Annotated in this window: 20 protein-coding genes and 2 tRNA genes; 6 read left to right on the plus strand and 16 right to left on the minus strand. The window is 62.5% G+C overall.

Annotated elements, in window-relative coordinates; genetic code table 11:
• The first annotated feature begins 6 nt into the window (after positions 1-6).
• Positions 7-1,995 (plus strand): Stk1 family PASTA domain-containing Ser/Thr kinase, encoded by a 1,989-nt coding sequence (pknB, locus tag QMG72_RS07120; protein ID WP_283480132.1) that lies wholly within the window; start codon positions 7-9, stop codon positions 1,993-1,995.
• Here the strand turns inward: pknB and QMG72_RS07125 are convergent.
• Together QMG72_RS07125 and QMG72_RS07130 are read right to left on the minus strand one after the other, a co-directional pair.
• Positions 1,992-2,633, minus strand: coding sequence for an anthranilate synthase component II (locus QMG72_RS07125; RefSeq protein ID WP_283480138.1), 642 nt, complete (start codon positions 2,631-2,633; stop codon positions 1,992-1,994). The two genes, pknB and QMG72_RS07125, sit on opposite strands and share 4 nt — an antisense overlap.
• Before the next feature lie 170 nt (positions 2,634-2,803).
• Positions 2,804-3,574 (minus strand): class E sortase, encoded by a 771-nt coding sequence (locus QMG72_RS07130; protein ID WP_502913797.1) that lies wholly within the window; start codon positions 3,572-3,574, stop codon positions 2,804-2,806.
• Positions 3,575-3,749: 175 nt separating this feature from the next.
• Between QMG72_RS07130 and QMG72_RS07135 the strand changes: the two genes are divergently transcribed.
• Together QMG72_RS07135 and QMG72_RS07140 are read left to right on the plus strand one after the other, a co-directional pair.
• Positions 3,750-4,004, plus strand: a complete 255-nt coding sequence (locus tag QMG72_RS07135; RefSeq protein WP_226775547.1) for a cell division protein CrgA — start codon at positions 3,750-3,752, stop codon at positions 4,002-4,004.
• Positions 4,005-4,124: 120 nt separating this feature from the next.
• Positions 4,125-4,730 carry a DNA-3-methyladenine glycosylase I gene (locus QMG72_RS07140; RefSeq protein WP_283480139.1) on the plus strand — a complete coding sequence of 202 codons (606 nt, stop codon included), beginning with the start codon at positions 4,125-4,127 and terminating at the stop codon, positions 4,728-4,730.
• Between the two features lie 895 nt (positions 4,731-5,625).
• On the opposite strand, the gene QMG72_RS07145 is transcribed toward QMG72_RS07140, so the two are convergent.
• Both QMG72_RS07145 and QMG72_RS07150 read right to left on the minus strand, forming a co-directional pair.
• Positions 5,626-6,507 (minus strand): rhomboid family intramembrane serine protease, encoded by an 882-nt coding sequence (locus tag QMG72_RS07145; RefSeq protein ID WP_283480140.1) that lies wholly within the window; start codon positions 6,505-6,507, stop codon positions 5,626-5,628.
• A 9-nt stretch (positions 6,508-6,516) separates the two neighbouring features.
• Entirely contained in the window at positions 6,517-7,062 is a 546-nt protein-coding gene (locus QMG72_RS07150; protein ID WP_226775550.1) for a peptidylprolyl isomerase, read from the minus strand.
• A gap of 156 nt (positions 7,063-7,218) precedes the next feature.
• Here QMG72_RS07150 and QMG72_RS07155 point away from each other — a divergent pair, with 156 nt between their 5' ends.
• Together QMG72_RS07155 and QMG72_RS07160 are read left to right on the plus strand one after the other, a co-directional pair.
• A complete protein-coding gene (locus QMG72_RS07155; RefSeq protein WP_283480141.1) occupies positions 7,219-8,253 on the plus strand; it encodes a hypothetical protein in 1,035 nt (344 codons plus the stop codon).
• Between the two features lie 153 nt (positions 8,254-8,406).
• Entirely contained in the window at positions 8,407-9,282 is an 876-nt protein-coding gene (locus tag QMG72_RS07160) for a glycosyltransferase family 2 protein (protein WP_283480142.1), read from the plus strand.
• Positions 9,283-9,321: 39 nt separating this feature from the next.
• Here the strand turns inward: QMG72_RS07160 and QMG72_RS07165 are convergent, their stop codons facing one another.
• The 12 genes from QMG72_RS07165 to dnaA form a co-directional block, all read right to left on the minus strand.
• Complete coding sequence (locus QMG72_RS07165; protein WP_283480144.1) at positions 9,322-10,236, minus strand: DMT family transporter; 915 nt, start codon at positions 10,234-10,236, stop codon at positions 9,322-9,324.
• 140 nt (positions 10,237-10,376) lie between these two features.
• A tRNA-Ala gene (locus QMG72_RS07170) sits at positions 10,377-10,452 on the minus strand.
• A 71-nt stretch (positions 10,453-10,523) separates the two neighbouring features.
• On the minus strand, positions 10,524-10,646 hold the full coding sequence (locus QMG72_RS07175; RefSeq protein ID WP_309485698.1) for a DLW-39 family protein: 123 nt from the start codon (positions 10,644-10,646) through the stop codon (positions 10,524-10,526).
• Positions 10,647-10,708: 62 nt separating this feature from the next.
• A tRNA-Ile gene (locus tag QMG72_RS07180) sits at positions 10,709-10,782 on the minus strand.
• A gap of 97 nt (positions 10,783-10,879) precedes the next feature.
• The gene (locus tag QMG72_RS07185) at positions 10,880-11,560 is read right to left on the minus strand and encodes a DUF3566 domain-containing protein (RefSeq protein WP_282360054.1); all 681 of its coding nucleotides are present in this window, start codon (positions 11,558-11,560) and stop codon (positions 10,880-10,882) included.
• Positions 11,557-14,280: a DNA gyrase subunit A gene (gene gyrA, locus QMG72_RS07190; protein WP_226775556.1), complete on the minus strand. Its 2,724-nt coding sequence runs from the start codon at positions 14,278-14,280 to the stop codon at positions 11,557-11,559. Before gyrA ends, QMG72_RS07185 begins: the two co-directional genes overlap by 4 nt.
• Before the next feature lie 59 nt (positions 14,281-14,339).
• Entirely contained in the window at positions 14,340-16,421 is a 2,082-nt protein-coding gene (gene gyrB, locus QMG72_RS07195) for a DNA topoisomerase (ATP-hydrolyzing) subunit B (RefSeq protein ID WP_283480146.1), read from the minus strand.
• Between the two features lie 413 nt (positions 16,422-16,834).
• The gene (locus QMG72_RS07200; protein ID WP_283480147.1) at positions 16,835-17,407 is read right to left on the minus strand and encodes a DciA family protein; all 573 of its coding nucleotides are present in this window, start codon (positions 17,405-17,407) and stop codon (positions 16,835-16,837) included.
• Positions 17,404-18,624, minus strand: a complete 1,221-nt coding sequence (gene recF, locus QMG72_RS07205) for a DNA replication/repair protein RecF (RefSeq protein ID WP_283480149.1) — start codon at positions 18,622-18,624, stop codon at positions 17,404-17,406. Before recF ends, QMG72_RS07200 begins: the two co-directional genes overlap by 4 nt.
• A 25-nt stretch (positions 18,625-18,649) precedes the next feature.
• Positions 18,650-19,534: a phosphogluconate dehydrogenase (NAD(+)-dependent, decarboxylating) gene (gene gnd / locus QMG72_RS07210; RefSeq protein WP_283480151.1), complete on the minus strand. Its 885-nt coding sequence runs from the start codon at positions 19,532-19,534 to the stop codon at positions 18,650-18,652.
• 105 nt (positions 19,535-19,639) lie between these two features.
• On the minus strand, positions 19,640-20,764 hold the full coding sequence (gene dnaN / locus QMG72_RS07215; RefSeq protein WP_283480152.1) for a DNA polymerase III subunit beta: 1,125 nt from the start codon (positions 20,762-20,764) through the stop codon (positions 19,640-19,642).
• 520 nt (positions 20,765-21,284) lie between these two features.
• Positions 21,285-22,706 carry a chromosomal replication initiator protein DnaA gene (gene dnaA / locus QMG72_RS07220; protein ID WP_253031640.1) on the minus strand — a complete coding sequence of 474 codons (1,422 nt, stop codon included), beginning with the start codon at positions 22,704-22,706 and terminating at the stop codon, positions 21,285-21,287.
• Between the two features lie 465 nt (positions 22,707-23,171).
• Between dnaA and rpmH the strand changes: the two genes are divergently transcribed.
• A complete protein-coding gene (rpmH, locus tag QMG72_RS07225) occupies positions 23,172-23,309 on the plus strand; it encodes a 50S ribosomal protein L34 (RefSeq protein ID WP_003800212.1) in 138 nt (45 codons plus the stop codon).
• Positions 23,310-23,350 lie beyond the last annotated feature (41 nt).

The following is a 23,350-nucleotide window of genomic DNA, read 5'->3' on the forward strand; positions in this document are numbered from 1 at the left end:
GCCACCATGTCCACTTCACCCCGCACCCCATCGCACCGGGAGGACCGCGGCCCCGTCAACACGCAGCGCGTCCTCAGCGGGCGCTATGAGCTGGGTGAGCTGATCGGCCGTGGCGGCATGGCCGACGTTTTCCGCGGCGTGGACACCCGATTGGGACGCACCGTCGCGGTCAAACTGCTTCGCCCCGACCTTGCCCGGGACCCTCAGTTCCAGGCCAGGTTCAAACGCGAAGCGCAGGCGGTGGCCGCGTTAAACCACCCCTCAATCGTGGCCATCTATGACACCGGGGACCACTCCGTCCCCGGCGACCACGAGGACACTGTCCGGGTGCCGTACATCGTGATGGAGTTCGTTTCCGGAAAAACGATCCGGGACCTCATCCGGTCCAAGGACGTCGGAATCGACCAGGCGATTGACTTCACCCTGGGGGTGCTCGCCGCCCTGGACTACAGCCACAAGGCCGGAATTGTGCACCGCGACATCAAACCGGCCAATGTGATGTACTGCCCGGAGTCCAACAGCGTCAAAGTGATGGATTTCGGAATTGCCCGCGCCATGGCGGACTCGGCAGCGACCATGACGCAAACACAGGCCGTTGTGGGGACCGCACAGTACCTTTCGCCGGAACAAGCCCGCGGCGAGACCGTGGATGCCCGCAGCGATCTCTACTCTGCCGGCTGCCTGCTCTATGAGATGCTCGCCGGCCGGCCCCCTTTCATCGGCGACAGCCCCGTTTCTGTTGCCTACCAGCATGTGCGGGAGATTCCGGAACTGGCCAGCAGCCTGAATCCTGATGTCTCCGAGGCACTGGACAGCGTACTGATGAAGGCGCTGCAAAAGAACCGGGCGGACCGCTTCCAGGATGCCGCAGCCTTCCGCCGTGCCCTCCGGGCTGCCCGGAGCGGAGTTGGGGTCACCGCACCGCCGGCAAGCGAAGCGCCCACCAATCCCAATGACACCATTCCGACGCCGGACAACGCTCCGACGGCTGCCTTCTCAGTGACCGGAGCGAGGTTCCTGGACGACTCCCATACCGGCAGGCTCCGGCCCGCACTGGAATCGCCGGCTTATGATGACGGCGCTCCGATGGCATCCGGTGTGAGCTATGGCGCCGCGGACACCGGCAGTTTGCCGCTGGTCCTTCCCCCCGAGCGGGAGCATACCCGGCACCAGAAGTCGCGCCGCCGGACGTGGATCACGGCTTTGATGATCGTCACCGTCCTGGTTCTCGCGGGGGGTGGCCTGTGGCTGTACAACCTGATGAACCAGGCTCCGCCGCCCGTCGCCAAGGTCCTGGTGCCGTCGGTGACCTCGCTGACCGAAACTGAGGCCCTCCAGAAGCTGTACAACGCCGGGCTGAGACCCCAGCTGAAACACATGCAGAACGAGACCATCACCAAGGGAATTGCCATCGGCACCGTTCCGGCTGTCGGCAGCCCCCTGGACCCGAACTCAGATATCACCCTCAACATCTCGGAAGGCCCCAGCGTTATCACCATCCCCGCTGACCTGCCCGGACGCACGGAGGCCGCCGCCCGCGACGTGCTGCGCCAGAAGGGACTCGCCGGGGCCCCCGGCACCACCATGGCCAACAGCCCCACCGTCCCGTCAGGGCTCGTGATCACCACAAATCCTGCGCCCGGACAGAATGTGGCCGCCGGCAGCACGGTGGAAATTATCGTCTCCACCGGCAAGGTTGTGGTTCCCCAACTGGTCGGACTTCCCCGGGCCGAGGCAGAGGCGGCGCTGAAGGCGCTAGGCCTGGCCATGAGCGCCACGGAAGTCGAAAACTCCCAAGTTGAACCGGGAAAAATCACTGCACAGGCCGACCCGGCGGACGCCCTCGTAGAACAGGGAAAAACGGTCACCGTTACCGTCGCCAAGGCGCCCGCGCCGCCGCCCCCGCCGTCGCCAAGTCCCACTCCCACGCCTACCCCCAAGGCAACCAAGAGCACCAAGGAAAGCGGGGCATTCCTACGCGGTTTTTCCGCCTAGTGTTTGATCAGCGGGCTTAGCGCCGAAGCCCGCTGGGCGGCGCCGACCATCCCAAGGGATTCAAGCCAGTTCCCGAGCATTCGGTAGCCTCCTTCGGTGAGCACGGACTCGGGGTGGAATTGCACTCCACACAGGGGCGCGGTGCGGTGTTGCAGCCCCATAACAACGCCCGTCCCCGTTTCCGCCGTGATCTCCAGGACCTCGGGTATGCTCTCCCGGACGGCGGCGAGGGAGTGGTATCGGGTCGCTGTAAAAGGGGACGGCAGACCCTCGAACACTCCGCCGCCGTGGTGTTCCACCAGTGACGTTTTGCCGTGCATAAGTTCCGGGGCGTGGGTCACAGTTCCCCCATAGGCCTCGGCCAGTGCCTGGTGGCCCAAGCAGACCCCAAGCATGGCTTTGTTGTGGCTTCCACACCACTTGATCAGTTCGATGCAGACTCCCGCACCGGCAGGGTTTCCGGGTCCCGGCGAGATGAGGACGCCGTCACGGGCCTCCGCGAGATCGATCGCCTCAGCCAAGGTGACATCGTCGTTGCGGACCACTGTCGTCTCCGCACCGAGTTCCTGGAGGTACCCCACCAGGGTGTATACAAAGCTGTCATAGTTATCGACGACGAGAATCTTGGTTGTACTCATGGGTGCCTTGCTGAACCAATCGTTGAATCAGTGAACTGGGTGAATTGTGCCATCCAGGGAAAAAGGAACTGAACCATCATTACCAGCACGCCGGCGACCAACACCAGCGCAGTCGTAATTCGAAGCCAGCGGGGGCCCGGCAAATGCCGGAAGATCCAGGCGTACACTCCTCAGTCCTCCCCGGCGGCACGCTGGACCTGGCCGGCGATCTCAGCCGGTGGAGGACCGGCCCATGCCGGTTGCCAGCGCTCTAGCACCGAGTAGGCGATGACGCGTTCTTGGGAGCCGAACCGGGGATTGCAACTTGTCATCGTCAGGTAGCGTTCCGTGGCTGCGGCGTCGGGTTGTGCGGGCACCGGCAGCAGGACGTCCGTCCTGGCAGGTAGGACGACCTCGCTGTTCCGGAAGCTGTACACGTAGTAGCCGTCCCGGGTCTGAATGTAGATCCGGTCCCCGGGGACCAGCTCATCGATGTTATCCAGAACGGCCCCATTGGTCTGCCGGTGGCCGGCGACCGCGACGTTTCCCACCGCGCCAGGCATGGCCGTGCCTTCGTAATGGCCGATTCCAAGGGCATCCAGAATTGCCGGAGAGGTGCCCTGGACGAGGGGTCTGGCATAGTCAGCGCCGAACCGGGGAATGTAGACAACGCCGAGAGTGCTACCGGTGGCGGGCTCCGCGGCGACAGCCGGCCGGCCGTCGTCGACGGCGGGCGCCGCTGCAGCCGCGGCCGGGTCCGCCAGATGCCGGTTGAACTCCCTGACCATCTCACGCTGCCGGGCATCCGCTGCCATGTTGGTCCCCCACAGCTGCCAGAGGACAAACAGGAATACGATGAAACCGGCGGTGACGAGCAACTCGCCCAGGACCAGGACAGTCCGGCGGAATGTTCGGGGGCCGCGGGTGAAACGGCGTGCGGCGCTGTCCTGCAGTTGCAGCACGTGGCTTCTCCTCCCGGACGTTCGCGGCGGACACCGCCGCGGTGTTAACTACAGCTAGAATTGGGTCCGAATACGACCACAAACATGACCAAAAGCGCGCTGACCGCCGGTGCATTCCTCCTTGCAGGATATCAAGCCGGGGTCCCGCTTTTGTTCCAGCCGCCCAGGAGGACCCGTGCCCGAGTCAAAACGCCGCAAGCGCACAATCGAGGCAACGCCACAGACTTCCGCCGCGCAGGCCAACAAACCCAACCCGGTCTGGTTTAAGCCCGTAATGTTTGGCCTGATGATCCTCGGCCTCCTGTGGATCATCACTTTCTACATCAGCGAAGGCACACTTCCCGTGGCCGCCTGGGGATCAGGGAACATTATGGCTGGATTCGGAATCGCCATCGCCGGCTTCCTGATGACCACCCGCTGGCGTTCCTAAGCCCGTCGCAACGACCAAAAGACCGGTACACCCCGTGTGCCGGTCTTTTGCGCAATTTGTCCCGGCAGCCCACGGGCCCGTCAGCCTGGAGCGGAGAATAGTGCGAGTGAGGAAACCCGGATGGTACGGGAGGTAGCCGGCCCGATCCTCGGGGAGGACGGCCTCGCCAGGCCGCCCTGGGCGGCCGTGGATCCGATGCTGCGCGAGTACTACGACACGGAGTGGGGACTTCCGGTGCGGGACGAACAGGGACTCTTCGAACGCATCAGCCTGGAGGCGTTCCAGGCCGGACTGTCCTGGGCCACGATCCTCCGCAAGCGTCCGGCGTTCCGGGCCGCCTTCGGGAATTTCCGCCCCGAGACGGTAGCGGCCTTCACCGAAGCGGATGTTCAGCGTCTCCTCCTGGATGCCGGAATCGTCCGCAACCGGCTGAAGATCCGGGCCGCGATCACCAACGCCCAAGCCACCATCGCCCTGCGGGCCGACGGCGGGCTTGTCGACTTCGTGTGGTCCTTCCGACCCGCTTCTACACCCCTGCCGAGAACGCATGCTGACATCCCCACAACGTCGACGGAGTCCATCGCCCTGTCCACAGCATTGCGCACGCGTGGTTTCGCCTTTGTCGGCCCCACCACCATGTATGCCTTGATGGAAGCCATCGGAATGGTTGATACACATCTGATGGACAGCCACCGTCGGGGAAGCTCGGGCATCTGGCCGCACTGAGGACAGCAGGCTGTGAACAAGTATGGTTTAAGTTATCCACAGTGTGGACAACTTCTGGCAGCTTTTGGCTCTCGTCGCCGCCTTCCCCGCGGATGCTGGCCTTCAGGGGCCCGGTCCGGAGAGGTATACGCACACACTGACAGTCCCGGCAGTTATTAACAGTGTGGATTGCCTGTGGATAAGTTTTCGGTCCGGCACGTTCTTCGTCGCAGTGGGACTATCAGCCGGGAAATGGCAGGCAAAAGGGCTCAACCGTTCCCTTCTCAAGAGTTATCCACTTAATAACAACCCAGTACCCACAACTTATCCACAGTTGGGGATAAGTTGGCCCGTCGGGTACCGCCAGAGGCGCTCCAACGCACTATGGGGCCGATCCTGGCTACCTTACTTGGAGCGACAAGTTATTAACACTGTGCAAAACCTTGTTGAAATCAACGGCGCGACGGCTACCTGACCGGAGTTTGCCATCCCCACCGGGCACCGATCGTCACGTCTTTGGCACCTGCACCGGAGCGAACCCCAGCGGGGCCTGGGTTGTCCACTTAACCACAGCCCTCCCCACCGCGGTTATCCACAATTGTGGAAATCGCGCGGCGCCGCATCGCAAGATCCCCCGGTGTGGCCGTCAGATCCATGGCGGGCACATGAACTACACGTGTGTAAGTTACCAACAGTGTGGATAACCCCTGTGGAGAACTACTGCGGGATACTGTCGCCAGGACTGCCTGGCCCAGCCAGACAAGGAGTGGCAACACAAAAAACGCGCCCGTCAGGGCGCGTTGGCTAAAACGGCGTTTACGCTCCAAAAGGGGCCGCGGGAAGCCGGTGGAATCCCGGGGAACAGAGTCCGCCGCAGTCAGGGTGGGGGAGGGAGGGATCACCGGCCAGCCGGGCCTCAGGCGGTGGCAACCCTGAAAACGGAGACGCCGACAAGCAAGGCCAGGACCAGGACCAGGCCGCCTGCCTGCATGAGTCCCTGGCGCGGTCCGCGCGGGGTGTAGGCAACAACGGCTGCGCACAGGGCACCGGTTACCGCCCCGCCCAGGTGGGCCTGCCAGGCAATCGTCGGGACCAGGAAACCGATAACACCATTAATCAGGATAAGCACCCAGAGTTGCCTGGTATCGCCGCCGCGGCGGCGTTGGACCACAAGCATGGCGCCAAAAAGTCCAAAAATGGCACCCGAGGCGCCCACGACGCCGCTGAGCGGTTGGCCCGGGACGTATCCGGGGGTCAGCACGAGGTAGCCGACCGAGCCGCCGAAGGCGGACAACAAATAGACGGCAAGGAAGCGGATCCGACCCAGCAGGGGCTCGAGCGCCTGACCAAACACCCAGAGCATATACATGTTCAGCACAATGTGCAGGATAAAGCCCTGGGAATGGAGGAAGGCGGACGTCACCATGCGCCAGGGTTCGAAGACCCCATACTCCGGGGTGGCATAAACCGTAGCGAACGCGAAGTTCTGGTAGATGCCGTCATTGGGCACCAGCCACTGGAGAACATAGACCAGGACACAGAGGCCGATGAGGGTAAGCGTGGCCACAGGTTTGCCTGTGGTCACCGCGCCGCCATAGACCGTCCGGATATCCGGCGTCGTACGTTTTGTTTCGTTGACACAGTCAACACATTGGAATCCGACGGCGGCCGCCCGCTGGCAGTCGGGGCAGGCGGGGCGCCCACAACGCTGGCAACGCACGTAGGCGGCCCGTTCCGGGTGCCTGGGGCACACCGGGATCTGCGCGGACGGCTCCGCCGCCGGAATTCCGTAGCTCATAAGCCGGGCTTAGAGCTTCACTACATCAATGCTGTTGATGGTGACGTCCTCGACCGGACGGTCGCCCATTCCGGTGCGGACACCTTCAATGGCGTCAACAACCTTCTTGGACTCGTCGTCGGCCACCTCGCCGAAGATGCTGTGTTTGCCCTGCAGCCAGCCGGTGGGGATGGTTGTGATAAAGAACTGCGAACCGTTGGTACCGCGGCCCATCTGGATGCCGGCGTTCGCCATGGCCAGTTTGTAGGGCTCGTTGAACGTCAGCTCCGGGTGGATTTCATCATCGAACTTATAGCCGGGTCCGCCAACACCACGGCCCAGGGGATCGCCCGCCTGGATCATAAAGTCCTTGATGATGCGGTGGAAGATAGTGCCGTCATACAGGGGCGTCCCCGTCTTGTCATCGCCCGATTCCGGGTGCGTCCAGGCCTTCTCGCCGGTCGCCAGGCCGACGAAGTTTTCGACGGTTTTGGGAGCATGGTTGCCGAAGAGATTAACAACGACGTCGCCCAGGCTCGTGTGGATAGTTGCTTTTGCAGTTGCGATGGCAGTCATGGCCCCTATTCTTCCACGAACGACCCCTGCGGGCGGGGCGGGTGCGCCAGTTCCGCGCTGGGTGAAATCCGCCCGGAATCGGCCTGAAGAATAGCCGGTGGGGTCCCGGACACGTAGGCTAACTCCAGAACCGTCACATTTAATCGGGAGGTAGTTGTGAAGAAAACGGATCGAATTGCCCGTGAGCTGGAGCATTCAGTCAGCACCGGGGTCGAGAATGCCAAGGAATGGGCGACCCCAAGGGTTGAAGCGGCAGTCAGCTGGGCCGTTCCGCGCCTGCAGCATGGCTTGGATTCAGCTTCCCCCAAGATCCAGGAGGGGCTCAAGTCGGCGGCCCACAATCTCGCCGACGGCGTTGCGACGGTGACCCCGCGCCTGCAGGACGGGCTTGCCAATCTCGCGCCGCGGATCAATGACGCTGTTGAGGGAGCAACCCCCCGCCTGCAGGAGGCGCTGGACAAGGCAACTCCGGTCCTCGCCAACGCCCGCGACCGGGTTGTCGCGGACTATCTGCCGAAACTCTCGGATCAGCTCGGCCAGGCCTCCGACGCCGTACACCGATCACTCCAGAACGCGCCGGCCCATGTCGATGCAGTTGCCCAGCGCCTCGGCGACGCGGGGATCATCCACTCCGTCCAGGAGCAGGCCAAGACTGCTGGGACGCACGTCAAGGTCGCTGCCAAGAAGGCCGGCCACGCCGTTGGCGTCGAGGTGGCCAAACCGCAGAAACCCAAGCACCGCGGGCTGCTGATCTTCGGCGTCATCGCGGCCGCTGCCGCGGCCGGTGTGGCCGCGTGGAAGGCTTCCAGGCCGGTCGAAGATCCCTGGCAGACGCCTGCGCCGGTCACCCCCGCTCCCGTGCCGGCCACTACGGTCAACGACGTCAAGAATTCCGCCAAGGAAGCCGCGGGCCAGGCTGGCGCAGCAACGGTTGACGCTGCAGACGCTGCCGCCGACGCCACATCAGATGCTGCCAAGTCCACCGGTGACGCCGCGGACAAAGCCAAGCATGCCGCCACGGTCGTGGCGGACGCTGCCGAGGACGTCAAGGACACCTCAGCCAAGGTCGCCACGGACCTTGCCGAGGACGTCAAGGACGCCTCAGCCAAGGTCGCCACGGACGCGAAGACCGCAGTCCGAAACATCGCTGCGAGCCGCAACAACGGCACGGACAAGAATACCGGCAGCTAAGCACGCCTAGGGCCGTCACCAGGCGGTCGTTGAGGGAAGGACTCCGCCGCGGGCGGGGTCCTTCCCTTCTTTTCGCACGATGTTTACCAGTTCGTGGCCCGGCATTGCCCGGCACCGGGCTGGAAAGACCGCAGTGGTGCTAAATTGGGGGGAATGTCACCCGAAAAATCCTCTGAGGATGCCTTAGACGATGCTGTCCAGACGCCCGACGTCTCGATCGTGATTCCGGCCTACAACGAGGAAAGTGTGATCCGGCAGTGCCTGATTGCTGCCGTGTACCAGTCCGTTCCGGCACACGAGATCATTGTGGTCGACAACATGTCAACGGACCGTACAGGTGAAATCGTCCGGCAAATGCAGTTGGAGTACCCGGAGAGCCCCATCATCCTGCTCAGCCAGGACCGGGACCAGGGACTGATCCCGACCCGCAACTTCGGCCTGGACCGCGCCACCGGAGACATCCTGGGCCGGATCGACGCCGACTCGGTCCTCGAACCCGACTGGGTCGAACAGGTGCAGAAGGCTTTCCGGGACAAGGCGGTGCACGCCGCGACCGGACCGGTGGTCTATTACGACATGCCGATGCGTCGTTTTGGCCTGAAAGCAGACGACAAAATGCGACAACTGATGCTCAGGCTGGCCAAGCATCAGTACCACTTCCTCTTTGGATCAAATATGGCCCTCCGCCGCTCAGCCTGGGAAATAATCCGGAACGAGACGTGCCGGGATGAGAAGGACGAGATGCACGAGGACATCGATTTGTCCCTGCACCTGGCCGACCATGAACTCCGGATCCAATACTGGCCACAGATGGTCTCGGGGATGTCCGCGCGCCGGCTGGAAGACTCGCCCCGCGACTACCGTTACTACGTGACGCGTTTCGACCGCACCTACAAGGCCCACAACGTCAAGAAGATGGCGCTCAAGGCCCCCATGGTCGTTTTCTTCTCCGTCTACTTTCCTGCCAAGCTGCTCCGCGCCATCCACACTGTCAACACCGCCCAGCCTGGCCGCCGCGGCGGCCAGTAACACCCGGCGCTGCGACGCGGGGCCGCTGTCCCGCCGTTGTCAGTCCGTCCCCAGTTCCGCCAGCGGAGCCCCGGCACCCCGCACCGAGCGGGAACCACGCTGGCCCAGGACCACCACGCCAAGACCCACCAGGATCAACGCCAAACCTGCGTAGGTTCCGGCCGGCAGGGTCTCGGACAGAAACGCCGCAGCCAGCAGCGCGGCTCCAGGAATCTCCAGCAGGATGATCATCGAGACCAGCAGCGGACTCATGGTGGCCAGCAGGTGATTGAAGGCGGTGTGGCCGATGAGCTGTGCACAGACTGTGATGGCCAGGATGCCGAGCCAGCCGGTTGTTTCGAAACCGGCCAGCGGTTGCTGCGAGAACAGCGCCAGCAGCGCAACGACGGCCGCACACATCCCGTAGCACAGCGTGGTGTAGACGCCCGTCCCCAGGCTCTGGCGCGCCTTGCCGCCGGCCATGGTATAGATTCCCGCCAGGGCGCCGCCTACCACCGCCAGGAGGTCGCCCAGCAGGGCACCCTGGGAAGCTCCCATGTCGAATCCCGTGATGGCAATAACCCCAACAAACGCGAGGCCCAGGCCGGCCAGGACGGGCCAGCGGTGCCGGACGCCGCGGAAGAGCTGGAAGATGGCTATCCAGCCGGACTGCAGGCAGACGAGGGCAGTGGCTGCCGCGACCGAGGTCAACTGCAAAGAGGTAATAAAGCACGCAAAGTGCAGCGCCAGGGCAACTGCAGCCGCCAGTGACCAACGGAACTCGCTGCCGGTGACCCTGCCGAACTGACGCGGGCCCCGGACCAGGACGGGGCCGGCCATCACAACCGACCCGATGGCATTGCGCCAAAAGGCGATCGCCAGTGCGCTGACCGACGTGGCCCCCAGCGTCGCTGCTATAAGCGGCCCGGAGGAAGCCACGCCAAGGACGCCCAGGGCGGCTAGGAAGAAGTTCACGGTCTAAGAGTAATGGGCGCGGAAACGCTGCACTTAACCGTATGCGTCCGGAGTGAAACGAGGGTCCCGGCGCCGACCTGCACGTCAGCGGAAACGCAAAAGGCCCCGGTCCGCGTTTCCGCGAACCGGGGCCTTTCCTATGGTGGAGGCACGGGGACTCGAACCCCGAACCCCCTGCTTGCAAAGCAGGTGCGCTACCAATTGCGCCATGCCCCCATAAGAAGCAACCCGACAATCATACCCCAGTTCGTGGAGCTGTTTTCCAGCTCCTGCGCCTGGGATCTGGGCTAATCAACCGTGTCGGTCGATCTGCTCCAGACTGTTTTCCGGGCCTCGGATTCCTGCACTTTCTTGTAGAGCAGGACGCCTGCGATCGTGGCTATAAAAACCAACAACTTCTTCACATGCACCCCGTTCCGGTTCAGTGGTAAGTACTACCACCGACCCTCCACTTGAATCTGTACAGATTCCGTGGGCGTACCAGGACTTGAACCTGGGACCTCTTCGTTATCAGCGAAGCGCTCTAACCGCCTGAGCTATACGCCCCGATGCCTCATCGGGCCGAGATACGACTTTACAGCACATCCCGGCCCGATCTCAAATCGAGGCATTTTCCCGCAACTTTTCGGGGAAAACCGCGGGTTTAGTCGTCCGTGAGGGTGACGCCGATGCCGCCTACCAGGGTGGCGGAGATGTTGTACAGCACGGCCGAGAGCATGGACAGCGCCGTCAGCAGCACAACGTTGATGACGGCGATGATGGTAGCGAACGATGCCACCTGCCCCAATGAAGCGACCTTTTTCAACTCGAAACCGCCGCCTTCGGAGCCGGCCAGCGTGCCAAGGAGGCCATCGACCTGGTCGAAGATTCCGGTCAGGTCCAAGACCGTCCAGAGCACAATGGCTGCCACAACCGTCACGATGCCCAGTGCCACGGAGAGCAGGAATGCCATCTTCAACACGGACCAAGGGTCAACCTTGCTCACCAACAGGCGCGCCCGGCGGACCTTGGCCTTGGGCGCCGGCTTAATCAGTCCGGCTGTGTTTTGTCCCGGACGGTTTTGTCCCGGACGGTTCTGCCCCGGGCGGTTCTGCCCCGGACCTTGTCCGGGGGTGGCCGGGCGCTGCCCGGCAGCAGCGGGTCGTCCCTGCGCGGGACGCTGCCCGGGGGCTTGCGGCCGCTGGGCCGAGCCAGCAGCCGCACCCGAAGCTCCCGGACTCTGCTCGGGACGCGACGGCGCACCTACCCGCGGTGCGGAGGCGGGCTGCCGCACCCCGCCGGGTACGCCGCTGTTCGGCTTGGGATATGAGTCGGAATTACTCACGCGTTACCTCCGGTATTGTCTTCGTCCAGCTCGGCATTGCCTGATGACTCATCTGACTCCGGGGCCGGTGCTGATTCTTCCGCTGCGGACCCCTCGTGTGATCCGGTATCTTCAGCCAACGTTACGTCATCCGTCGCCGATGCCTGACTTTCGGCAGCATCGACTGCATCTTCGTCTTCGACCACCTCGTCGGTTTCCAGTCCACGCTCGCTGTTGCGTGCCACCTCGATGATGCGGTCGTTCTTGTCGGGTTTGGCGAAGATAACGCCCATGGTGTCGCGCCCCTTGGCCGGCACTCCGGCCACCGAGGAACGGACCACCTTTCCGCCTTCCATAACCACCAGGACCTCGTCTTCGGCTTGGACAATCAGGGCGCCCACCAGATGGCCGCGCTCTTCCTGGTACTTGCCCACCTTGATGCCGAGGCCGCCACGGCCCTGGAGGCGGTATTCCTCCACGGCGGTGCGCTTGGCGTAGCCGCCCTCCGTGACGACAAAGACGAAGGAGCCCTCCGTCACCACGTCGGCGGCCAGAAGTTCGTCGTCCTCGCGGAATTTCATGCCGGTAACGCCGGACGTTGCCCGCCCCATCGGGCGCAGGGCTTCATCGGTGGCGGTGAAACGAATCGACTGGCCCATGCGGGAAACCAGCATCAGGTCATCCGTTTCGGAAACCAGCTGGGCCGAAACCAGTTCATCTTCATCGCGAAGGTTGATTGCGATAACGCCTGCGGAGCGGTTGGTGTCATAGTCCTCGAGGCGGGTCTTTTTCACCAGGCCACGCTTGGTGGCGAGGACCAGATACGGCGATTGCTGGTAGTCGCGCAGGTCAAGCACCTGGGCAATGTGTTCGTCCGGCTGGAACGCGAGCAGGTTGGCCACGTGCTGGCCCTTGGCGTCGCGCCCGGCTTCCACGAGCTCGTACGCCTTCGCCCGGTATACCCGGCCAAGGTTCGTGAAGAACAGCAGCCAGTGGTGGGTGGTGGTGACGAAGAAATGTTCGACGACGTCGTCGCCACGCAACTGTGCACCCTTGATGCCCTTGCCTCCGCGCTGCTGCGAGCGGTAGTTGTCGCTGCGGGTGCGCTTGACGTAGCCGCCGCGGGTGATCGTGACGACCATTTCCTCTTCGGGGATCAGGTCCTCCATCGACATGTCCCCGTCGAAGCCCAGCAGGACCTTGGTACGCCGGTCATCGCCGTGTTTGGCTACGATTTCGGCCAACTCGGTGCTGATGATTCCACGCTGGCGTTCTTCGGAGGCCAGGATCGAGTTGAACTCGGTGATCATGGCTTGGAGTTCTGCGTGGCGGTCCTGGATCTTCTGCCGTTCCAGGGCAGCCAGCCGGCGCAGCTGCATGTCTAGGATGGCCCGGGCCTGAAGCTCGTCAATGTCCAAGAGTTGCATCAGACCATCGCGGGCCGCTTCGGTCGTGTTCGAGGCCCGGATCAGTGCAATGACTTCGTCGAGTGCATCGAGCGCCTTCAACAGGGCACGCAGGATGTGCGCTTCCTCCTCGGCCTTGCGGAGCCGGTACCGGGTCCGGCGGGCGATGACGTCGAGCTGGTGGGTCACCCAGTGCCGGATAAAGGCATCAAGGCTCAGGGTGCGGGGCACACCGTCAACGATCGCCAGCATGTTCGCGGCGAAATTGTCCTGCAACTGGGTGTGCTTGTAGAGGTTGTTCAGCACCACCTTGGCGACTGCGTCGCGTTTGAGCACAATCACAAGCCGCTGTCCGGTGCGTCCCGAGGTCTCATCCCTCAGGTCGGCGATGCCCGAGATTTTGCCGTCTTTGACGAGCTCGGCAATCTTGATCGCCAGGTTGTCCGGGTTGGCCTGATAGGGCAGCTCGGTGACCACGAGGCAGGTACGGCCCTGGAGTTCCTCAACGTTGACAACGGCCCGCATCGTAATCGAGCCGCGGCCCGTACGGTAGGCATCCTCAATCCCCCGGTGGCCCAGGATGGTGGCCCCGGTCGGGAAGTCGGGCCCCTTGATGCGTGTGATCAGCTCTTCGAGCAGTTCTTCCCGGCTGGCGGTCGGGTTGGCCAGATACCACTGCACCCCGTCGGCAACCTCACGGAGGTTGTGCGGCGGAATGTTGGTTGCCATACCAACGGCAATGCCCGAGGATCCGTTGACCAAAAGGTTCGGGAACCGCGCCGGCAGGATGGTGGGTTCCTGGTTTTTACCGTCGTAGTTGTCCTGGAAATCGACAGTTTCCTCGTCGATGTCGCGGACCATTTCCATGGCCAGCTGCGCCATCTTCGTTTCGGTGTATCGGGGTGCCGCCGCGCCGTCATTGCCGGGAGAGCCGAAGTTGCCTTGGCCCAGCGCCAGCGGGTAGCGCATCGTCCAGTCCTGGATCAGGCGCACCAGGGCATCGTAGATGGCGGTGTCGCCGTGCGGATGGTACTGGCCCATAACTTCGCCGACCACACGGGCGCACTTATTGAAGGAGCGCTCCGGTCGGTAGCCGCCGTCGAACATGGCGTAGAGCACGCGGCGGTGGACCGGCTTGAGGCCGTCGCGGACGTCCGGAAGGGCACGCCCCACAATCACGGCCATCGCGTAGTCAAGGTAGGACCGCTGCATTTCGGTCTGCAGGTCAACCTGTTCAACCCGGTCGGTCAGCACATCGGTGCCAAGGACGGTGCCCTCAATAACGGGCTCAGCGTCGGCCGCGCCGGCCGGAACTTCTGGTGTTTCGTCACTCATAGTCTATATTTTCCGTTTCAGGTATATATCGGTCCAGGGATATGTAGGGCTTGAGTACCCTAGATGTCCAGGAACCGAACGTCCTTGGCGTTCTGCTGAATGAAGTTTCGACGGGATTCAACGTCCTCACCCATCAGGGTGGAGAAGGTTTGGTCCGCGGCCAGGGCATCGTCCATCGTGACCTGCAACAGTGTGCGGTGATCGGGGTCCATTGTGGTGTCCCACAGTTCCGTATAGTCCATTTCACCCAAGCCCTTGTAGCGCTGGATGCCGTTGTCCTTGGGAATGCGGCGGCCGGCCGCCTGGCCGGACAGCAGGCGCGCATCGCGCTCCCGGTCACTGTAGACGTAGTCGTGCGGAGCGTTGGACCACTTGATCCGGTACAGCGGAGGCTGCGCCAGATAGACGTAGCCGTTTTCTATCAGCGGGCGCATGTAGCGGAACAACAGGGTCATCAGCAAGGTGGTGATGTGCTGGCCGTCGACGTCAGCATCCGCCATCAGGACAATCTTGTGGTAGCGGAGTTTGCTCAGGTCGAAGTCTTCGCCAATCCCCGTACCGAAGGCGGTAATCATGGACTGGACCTCGGCGTTGCCCAGTGCCTTGTCCAGCCGCGCCCGTTCGACGTTGAGGATTTTTCCACGCAACGGAAGAATGGCCTGGGTTTCCGGGTTGCGGCCGCGCTTGGCGGAACCACCGGCGGAGTCGCCCTCCACGATGTAGACCTCACACTTTTCCGGGTTCTTGGAAGAGCAGTCCGAGAGCTTGCCAGGCATCCCGAAAGATTCCAGCGGGCTCTTCCGGCGGGCGTTATCGCGGGCCTTGCGGGCTGCCATCCGGGCCTGGGCCGCGGAGATGGCCTTGCGGATAACGTCGCGGGCCGGGCCGGGATTCCGTTCCAGCCAGTCGCCAAGGCCGTCCGTGACGACTCGCTGGACGAATCCCTTCACCTCGGAGTTGCCGAGCTTGGTCTTGGTTTGGCCTTCAAACTGAGGCTCGGCAAGCTTGACCGAAATGACTGCCGTCAGTCCTTCACGGATGTCGTCGCCGGTAAGGTTGTCATCCTTTTCCTTGATGATGCTCTTTTCCCGCGCATAGCGGTTGATGAGCGAGGTCATCGCAGCGCGGAATCCCTCCTCGTGGGTGCCACCCTCGTGGGTATTAATGGTGTTGGCATAGGTGTGGACACTCTCGGAGTACGCGTTGGTCCACTGCATCGCCATTTCCAGCGCGATGTGACGTTCGGTATCCTCGGTTTCAAAGGCGATGACATCTTCATGGACCACGTCGACCTTTTTGCCGGAGTTTAGGTGCTTGACGTAGTCCAGCAGCCCGTCATCGTATTGGTACACAACGGTGTGGAACTCCGCCGGGACTTCGCCGTCGACTGCAACGGCGTCGAGGTCGAGGTCAGCGTCCTCGGTCGGTTCCTCGGCAACGCGCCTCTCATCGGTCAGCGTGATCCGCAGTCCCTTGTTCAGGAACGCCATCTGTTGGAAGCGGGCGCGCAGTGTTTCGAAATCGAACTCCGTCGATTCAAAAATACCGGCATCCGGGTAGAACGTCTGGGTGGTGCCGGTCTCGCTGGCTTCCTCGCCCTGGACAAGTCCGCCCTGGGGTTTGCCGCCGTCCGCGAAGGACATCCGCCAAACATGGCCCTGGCGGCGGACCTCGGTATCGACCCGGCTGGAGAGCGCATTGACAACTGAGATGCCCACCCCGTGCAGGCCACCGGAGACGGCGTAACCGCCGCCGCCGAACTTGCCGCCAGCGTGCAGGATGGTCATCACGACCTCCACCGTGGGCTTGTGCTCCGTCGGGTGCATATCCACCGGGATGCCGCGGCCGTTGTCAACCACCTTGACCCCGCCGTCGGCCTGCAGCACAATTTCAATGTGGGTGCAGTACCCGGCCAGCGCCTCATCGACGGAGTTATCCACGACTTCATAGACCAGGTGGTGCAATCCGCGCGGTCCGGTGGAACCGATGTACATGCCGGGACGTTTCCGGACGGCCTCCAGGCCTTCGAGCACCGTAATGTCGCTGGCGCCGTAGCCGTGGGCAATTGCGGCTTCCGGCGGGGTATCCGCCGCTACCACTGCTGGTTCCACTGCCGGGATCTCTGCATTGTCGTTAGCCACAGGCGCTTTCGACTCCTCTTTTTTCGTTAACGGCCAGCCGTCGCCCCTTCCCGGAGGAAACAGCTTCTGCCAACGGGCACGGCACTGATGACACCGGTTGTCCTGCCGACTCGAGGATCCGTTAACCGCACGCGAAAATTGCGTCGGAAACGGACTCAGTCAACGTTTCACCGGCGCCCAGTTATCTCCCCCGATTCTACCGTGTTATAGGGGTGAATCCCGCATTCCATCGCGCCAAACGGGAAGGAAAGTGCCGCTGGGAGGCCACAGACTCCACCTGCAAGGCTCCGGGAGTACCGGACGCGGGTGACTATACGACTCCGGTACGTCTGAGCGCCCTACACGCCGTTTGCGGAATTTTCAAGAGTTTTTGCAAGGAGTGCTTCAGGCCTGGCGTACCAGCAGGCTGAACGCTATCCGTAGGTGTCCCGCGGTCCGCGCCCGTTGACCGTCCGGCCACCCTTGCGCCAGCTCGGCGCCGCAGGTCCGAGGACCTGGATCTTGGTCACCACACCTTCACCGAGTTCGGTGCGGAATTTCTCCAGCAGGCTGATGCTGAGCAGGCGCAATTGCGTAGCCCAGGCGGTGGAATCGCAACGGACATGCAAAGTGGTATCGGTGAAACTCTCCGGCGTGCAGTGCGCGGATATTTCCGGTCCAACGAGCGTTGACCATTCGGCCATCACCGATCCCACGGCCACAGGAGAGCTCCAACCACGCTCGGCAACAAGGCGGCCCACCACTTTGCCCAGCCCCATCGGGTCCCTGCCGGTACCGTGGAATTGTCCGAAGCCGCGGGTGCTGCTGGAGCTGCTGGAGCTGCGGCCAGGCTTTTGCGGAGCCGTTCCGGGGCGTGGTGGAGCTTTGCGCCGTATTTCGCCGCGCGCCGCCGCCGCCTCACGCATTCTGTTTAATGCCGACTGCGCGGCATCGATATCGTCCGGATCGCGTCCCGGCTGCAGGCCGCCGTCGGTATCCTTATTCATCGATCTTCCCGCACATCGATTCCTCCCGGGACTACCCTCACCCGCCGTCCGGCCAGTTCCGTGGGGATATCGTCCTCAACGGCGGCGGTCACAAGCACCTGCTCGGCACCGGATACTATCGCGGCCAGTTTACGCCGGCGCTGGACATCAAGCTCCGCGAACACATCGTCCAGAATCAGGATGGGAGCTGATCCGCCCGTGCGGGCGTCATCGAGCATGACATAGTACGAGGCCAGGCGGAGGGACAGACACATGGACCACGTTTCACCATGCGAGGCATAGCCTTTCGCGGGGGCGGAACCGAGCACCAGTTCGAGTTCGTCGCGGTGCGGGCCAACCAGGGAGATCCCGCGTTCCAATTCCCTGCGCCGAGACGATGCGAAAGCCTGGATGTAGCGTTCGGTCAGCTGATCAATCGAGAGAAGCCGCAAATCCCCGGGTCCCGGAACTTGCCCGTTGGGACCCGGAACCGCCACCAAGGCTTCGGCCGGCACAGCGCCGTCATCGTCCACAACACCCTGCAGGGTGGAACGGTAGATCACACCTGCTTCCTTGGACCCGTCGGTGAGCTGGGCATAGGCGCTTTTGAGATGCGGTCCAAGCCTTTCCACCAATTCGAGTCGTGCATGCAGCAGCTCCGCTCCCGCGCGGGCCATGTGCTGATCCCAGACATCCAGGGTGGATTCGTGTCCCGGGCTGAATCTTCCTGACCTGGCGGACTTCAACAGCGCGTTGCGCTGTTTCAGCACCCGGTCATAGTCGCTGCGGGTGGCAGCATGCCTCGGGATGAGACTGACCAGGAGCTCATCGAGGAAACGGCGCCGGCTGGACGGGTCACCCTTGACCAGGGCAAGATCCTCCGGTGCAAACAAAACGGTCTGGCAAATACCCAAGATGTCGCGGGCCCGGACCGGGTTGCTGCGGTTGATCCGCGCGCGGTTGGCGCGCGCGGCGTTGATTTCGAGTTCGAGCACCGTGGACTGCTCGCCGCGGACCAGCTTGGCACGAATCATCGCCCGATCGGTTCCAAACCGCAGCAGCGGCGCATCGGAACTGACCCGGTGCGAGCTGAGTGAGGCCAGATAGCCGATGGCTTCCATCAGGTTGGTTTTGCCGATGCCGTTGGACCCTACCAACACGGTGACACCCGGCTCCAGGCTCAGCTCTACCTGGGCATAGCTGCGGAAGTCCGTGAGCGAAAGTTGTTCTAGGTACACGCCGGGTCAGGATTTCGGGACAGGACTATTTTGCCGGACGGGTTGGGTGTCCGCCGAATTGATGCCGCAGTGCGGAAACCATCTTCATGGCGGGTGAGTTGTCCTCGCGCGATGAAAAGCGGGCAAAGAGGGCTGCCGTGATGGCTGGGGCCGGCACGGCGTTGGCGATCGCTTCCTCCACGGTCCAGCGACCCTCGCCGGAATCTTCAACATAGTCATCGATCGATTCCAGGCCGGGATCCTCATCGAGCGCCTTCACCATCAGGTCCAGCAGCCACGAGCGGACCACAGTCCCCTTCTGCCAGGCGCGGAAAGTACCGGGAAGATCAGTCACAATGTCCTTGGCGGCGAGGAGTTCATACCCCTCGGCATAGGCCTGCATCAGGCCGTATTCGACGCCGTTGTGAACCATCTTGGCGTAGTGGCCGGCTCCAACCCCGCCGACGTGAACGAAGCTGTCGGCCCGTTCGCCCTCGGGACGAAGTGCGTCGAAGACGGGCATGGCGCGCTCAATATCCACCGCATCCCCGCCGGCCATCAAACCGTAACCGTTCTGCAGGCCCCATACGCCGCCGGACACACCGCAGTCGGCAAATCGGATGCCCACTTCAGCCAGTGCGGCGCCGTGTTTTTGGTCCTCGGTGAAGCGGGAATTACCGCCGTCGATGACCAGATCACCGGCGTCGAGTTTGGCGCCGAGTTCGGTAATGACGGCGTCGGTGATCCCGCCGGAGGGAACCATCACCCAGATCAGGCGCGGCGCCGGGACGGCGGCTATCAGGTCATCCACGCTGGCGACGTCGGTGACCTCAGGGTTGCGGTCGAAACCGGTAACGTCAATTTCACCCGCGCGCAGCCGTTCGCGCATGTTGAAACCCATTTTTCCAAGGCCGATCAGTCCAATGTGCACTTAGATGAACTCTTTTCTGCGCTGGGGTGTTTCGGGTGATGGCGTCCACCCAACTGACTGGCAGTTGAGGCCGTTTTGATCCCTCAAAACGGCCTCAACTGCGGGTTAGTTGGGCAACCGCACCGGCATAACCAGGTAACGGTAGTCGCCCTGGTCTTCTCCGTCGGCATCGTTTTGGGCCGTAATCATGGCCGGCTTGGGCGCACTGGTGAAGGAGAACCGGACAAACTTGGTCTCGATGACGCTCAGGCCCTCAATCAGGTAATGCGGGTTGAACGCGACGGTGATGTCTTCGCCCGTGAGCTGGGCCTCGAGCTCTTCTGATGCCTGTGCATCTTCGCCGGTGCCGGCATCGAGGTGCAGCTGGCCTTGGGTGAACGCGAGCCGGACCGGAGTGTTCCGTTCCGCAACGAGCGAGACACGACGGACGGCCTCGACGAGTTCCGAGGTCTGCACGGTGGCATGGATCGGCGTGGACTCGGGAAAAAGTGATCGAATCTTGGGGTAGTCGCCGTCAACGAGGAGGGACGTGGTGGTGCGGCCGCCGCTTTCAAAGCCAATGAGCCGGCTGTCGTCATCAGCGAGGGCGAGGTGGATGTCACCGCTGCCGCCGAGAGTCTTGGCAACTTCATTGAGGGTCTTGGCCTTGACGAGTGCGCTTGTGGAGATGCCCGGAGTGACCGGTTTCCACGGAACCTCGCGCATGGCCAGCCGGTAACGGTCGGTGGCCAGCAAGGTGATCAGGTCGTCTTCGATTTCCATCCGGACGCCGGTGAGGATGGGCAGGGTGTCATCTTTGCTCGCCGCGATGATCACCTGGGAGACGGCCTGGGCGAAGGAGTCACCGGGTACTGTGCCGCTGATTGTGGGCAGAGCCGGCAGCGGAGGGTATTCGGCCTCGGGCATGGTGGCGAGATGGAAGCTGCTGCGCCGGCAGGTCAATGTCACTTTGTTGCCGTCGGTCTCAACGTCAACCGGCGCCGAAGGAAGGCTGCGGCAAATCTCGGCGAGCAGCCGTCCCGATACCAGAATCGTGCCCTCGGTGGTGATGTCAGCAGCGATTTCAAGCCTTGCCGAGGTCTCATAGTCAAAGCTCGAGAGGCTCACCGTACCGGCTTCAGCCTTGAGCAGCAGACCGGAAAGGACGGGTACTGGCGGCCGCGGAGACAACGACCGGGCGGTCCAGGTCACGGCTTCTGCCAGGACGTCCCGTTCGACTCTGAACTTCACGGAAGGGTGCCGCCTTTCATTGCTGCTGTCATCGCTGATGGCCGGGCCACCGGCCCGGCAAGGAATCACAAAAGATGTCCAGGACGGACACACTGCAGACAGCTTAGCCGCATGAAGTGTGATTCTCCCATCTCCGCGTTGGAACCGGGCTGATTGTCTGGGCGGCTCCGGAGCCCGGTGGTTGCCGGCGGCCGGCTCGGTCCTGGCCGTGTTCCGGGGTGGGACGGAGATTGTTATTTGAGGGAATTTCATTATTGAGGGATTAGTAGTGTTAATAACTGCTGTGGATACTGTGGATAACCCCGTTTGACGGTGCGGTTCCGCGGTTAACGCCTGTTCATGGACTGTGGGCGGAGCAGGTTTTAAACAGGGTGTGGATGGGGATAACGTTTTTGCCGCTCCCCTTGATCCACAGGCGCCTTAAGGGTTTTAAGCCCATTAACCGCAGTTGTCCCCTTAACTATCCACAGGGTTGTCCACAGGCGTCTGTTAATAAGGTAAGAGTGCTCGGCGCGACTGCCTAGGAATTACGCTGCTGCTGCTTGATCCGGTTGGTCAGTTCGGTGACCTGGTTGTAGATCACTCGGCGCTCCGCCATCAACTCACGGATCTTGCGGTCTGCATGGATGACCGTGGTGTGGTCGCGGCCGCCGAGTTCCTGCCCGATCTTGGGAAGGGACATGTCCGTGAGTTCACGGCACAAATACATGGCGATCTGCCGGGCGGTGACCAGGGTCCTGGTCCGCGACTTGCTGCAGAGCTCCTCCATGCTGAGCTTGAAGTAGTCGGCGGTCTGGGTGAGGATCTGCGCGGAGGTGATTTCCTGGGCCCCGTCATCGGTGATGAGGTCCTTGAGCACCATCTCTGCCAAGGCAACGTCCACCGGTTGGCGGTTGAGGCTGGCGAAGGCCGTGACCCGGATCAGTGCCCCCTCCAGTTCGCGGATGTTGCTGGAGATCTTCGACGCGATGTATTCCAGGGCGTCGTCCGGTGCCGAGAGGCCCTCGCTGAGGGCCTTCTTGCGCAGGATTGCGATCCGGGTCTCGAGCTCCGGCGGCTGGATGTCCGTCAGCAGGCCCCACTCGAAGCGGGACTTCATCCGGTCCTCGAAGCCAGCGAGCAGTTTGGGCGGTTGGTCGGAGGTGATGACCACCTGCTTGTTGTTGTTGTGCAGGGCGTTGAAGGTGTGGAAGAACTCCTCCAGCGTCCGGTCCTTGCCGGCCAGGAACTGGATGTCATCGATCAGGAGGACATCCACGTTGCGATACGTCGTCTTGAAGCTGGTGCCTTCATCGTCGCGGATGGAGTTGATGAAGTCGTTGGTGAATTCCTCGGAGTTCACGTAGCGGACCCGGATTCCGCTGTACAGCCTGCGGGCATAGTGACCGATCGCATGGAGCAGATGAGTCTTGCCCAGTCCGGAATCGCCATAGATGAAGAGCGGGTTGTATGCCTTGGCCGGCGCTTCAGCGACGGCCACCGCCGCGGCATGGGCGAAACGGTTGGAGGAACCAATCACAAAGGTGTCGAAGACATACTTCGGATTGAGGCGGCCAAATTCATGCGAGGTGCTCGGCAGCATGGGTTGTGGTTTTAGTTCGACGGACGGATCGGCCACGAGGGACAGTTCGACGGCGGGTTCGGGCTCCGGGTGCAGCGGGACCAGATCGGTGTCGACGTCGATTGCACAACGGATTTCGTCGGAGAAGACGTTCCGGAGTGCGTCGTCGAGGGCTTCCTTCACCTGTGTCTGGAGTACCTCACGGGTGAGTTCATTGGGGACCGCCACCAGCAGGGTTGAACCGATGAGTCCCTGGGCTTGGGCGAGGATGACGAAGCCGCGCTGCCGGGGTGATACCCGGTGATCGTTCTCCAGCAGGCTTACTACGCGCCGCCAGGAACTTCCGACAGTGTTGGCTTGGTTGGCTTCGTCTACTGTCATCAATCAGTTCCTCAAACTTGCTTGCCTAAATTGCCGGCAGCCACAAGTCCCGAACCAGTGTGCTGGCCCCGGCTTAATCCACAGGGTTATGCACAGTCCGTGGATAATCGGCTACTGGGACACTCTAGGGGATCAAATGGGCAGAAGATAGCTGGGTTCTGTCCTGTGGATAATCACACTGCTGTAGTTCGAATTGGGACCCTTTGACACTCGTCATCCACAGGCTGGGAAGGGAGTTAGCCACAGCTGGGGAAACTTTGCGGCGCGACCCCCGGTTTGACTCTGGAGGGCGGCAAGCCCTAACGTTGTGAAGTCCCATGTGTACGCTTTAAGCCTCATTTGAATCTTTCCCGGCGCCCCGCGCGTCTTGCGAGTTGAGGTAAGCGGCACATACAAAACTTAGCGTCGACCAGTTCTTCCCCTTGATCGGGTGGGCGCACCTTTGATCCCACTGGAGTAACTAACGTGAGCAAGCGGACTTTTCAGCCGAATAACCGCCGTCGAGCCAAGAAGCACGGCTTCCGCCTTCGTATGCGTACCCGTGCCGGCCGTGCCATCCTGGCAGCCCGTCGTGGCAAGGGTCGCACCGAGCTGTCGGCCTAAATAACTGACTCGTCGGTCCACATCCCTGTGCGAGTTTAACG

Origin of the sequence: Pseudarthrobacter sp. PH31-O2 (genome assembly GCF_030063265.1) — a bacterium.
Lineage (GTDB): Bacteria > Actinomycetota > Actinomycetes > Actinomycetales > Micrococcaceae > Arthrobacter.

Excerpts from the sequence above, each read along its gene's own strand:
- pknB (WP_283480132.1), top strand. The coding sequence starts at position 7 with ATGTCCACTTCACCCCGCACCCCATCGCACCGGGAGGACCGCGGCCCC.
- QMG72_RS07140 (WP_283480139.1), top strand. The coding sequence starts at position 4,125 with ATGGTACGGGAGGTAGCCGGCCCGATCCTCGGGGAGGACGGCCTCGCC.
- QMG72_RS07200 (WP_283480147.1), bottom strand. The coding sequence starts at position 17,407 with ATGAATAAGGATACCGACGGCGGCCTGCAGCCGGGACGCGATCCGGAC.
- QMG72_RS07150 (WP_226775550.1), bottom strand. The coding sequence starts at position 7,062 with ATGACTGCCATCGCAACTGCAAAAGCAACTATCCACACGAGCCTGGGC.
- gyrA (WP_226775556.1), bottom strand. The coding sequence starts at position 14,280 with ATGAGTGACGAAACACCAGAAGTTCCGGCCGGCGCGGCCGACGCTGAG.
- QMG72_RS07160 (WP_283480142.1), top strand. The coding sequence starts at position 8,407 with ATGTCACCCGAAAAATCCTCTGAGGATGCCTTAGACGATGCTGTCCAG.
- QMG72_RS07125 (WP_283480138.1), bottom strand. The coding sequence starts at position 2,633 with ATGAGTACAACCAAGATTCTCGTCGTCGATAACTATGACAGCTTTGTA.
- dnaA (WP_253031640.1), bottom strand. The coding sequence starts at position 22,706 with ATGACAGTAGACGAAGCCAACCAAGCCAACACTGTCGGAAGTTCCTGG.
- QMG72_RS07145 (WP_283480140.1), bottom strand. The coding sequence starts at position 6,507 with ATGAGCTACGGAATTCCGGCGGCGGAGCCGTCCGCGCAGATCCCGGTG.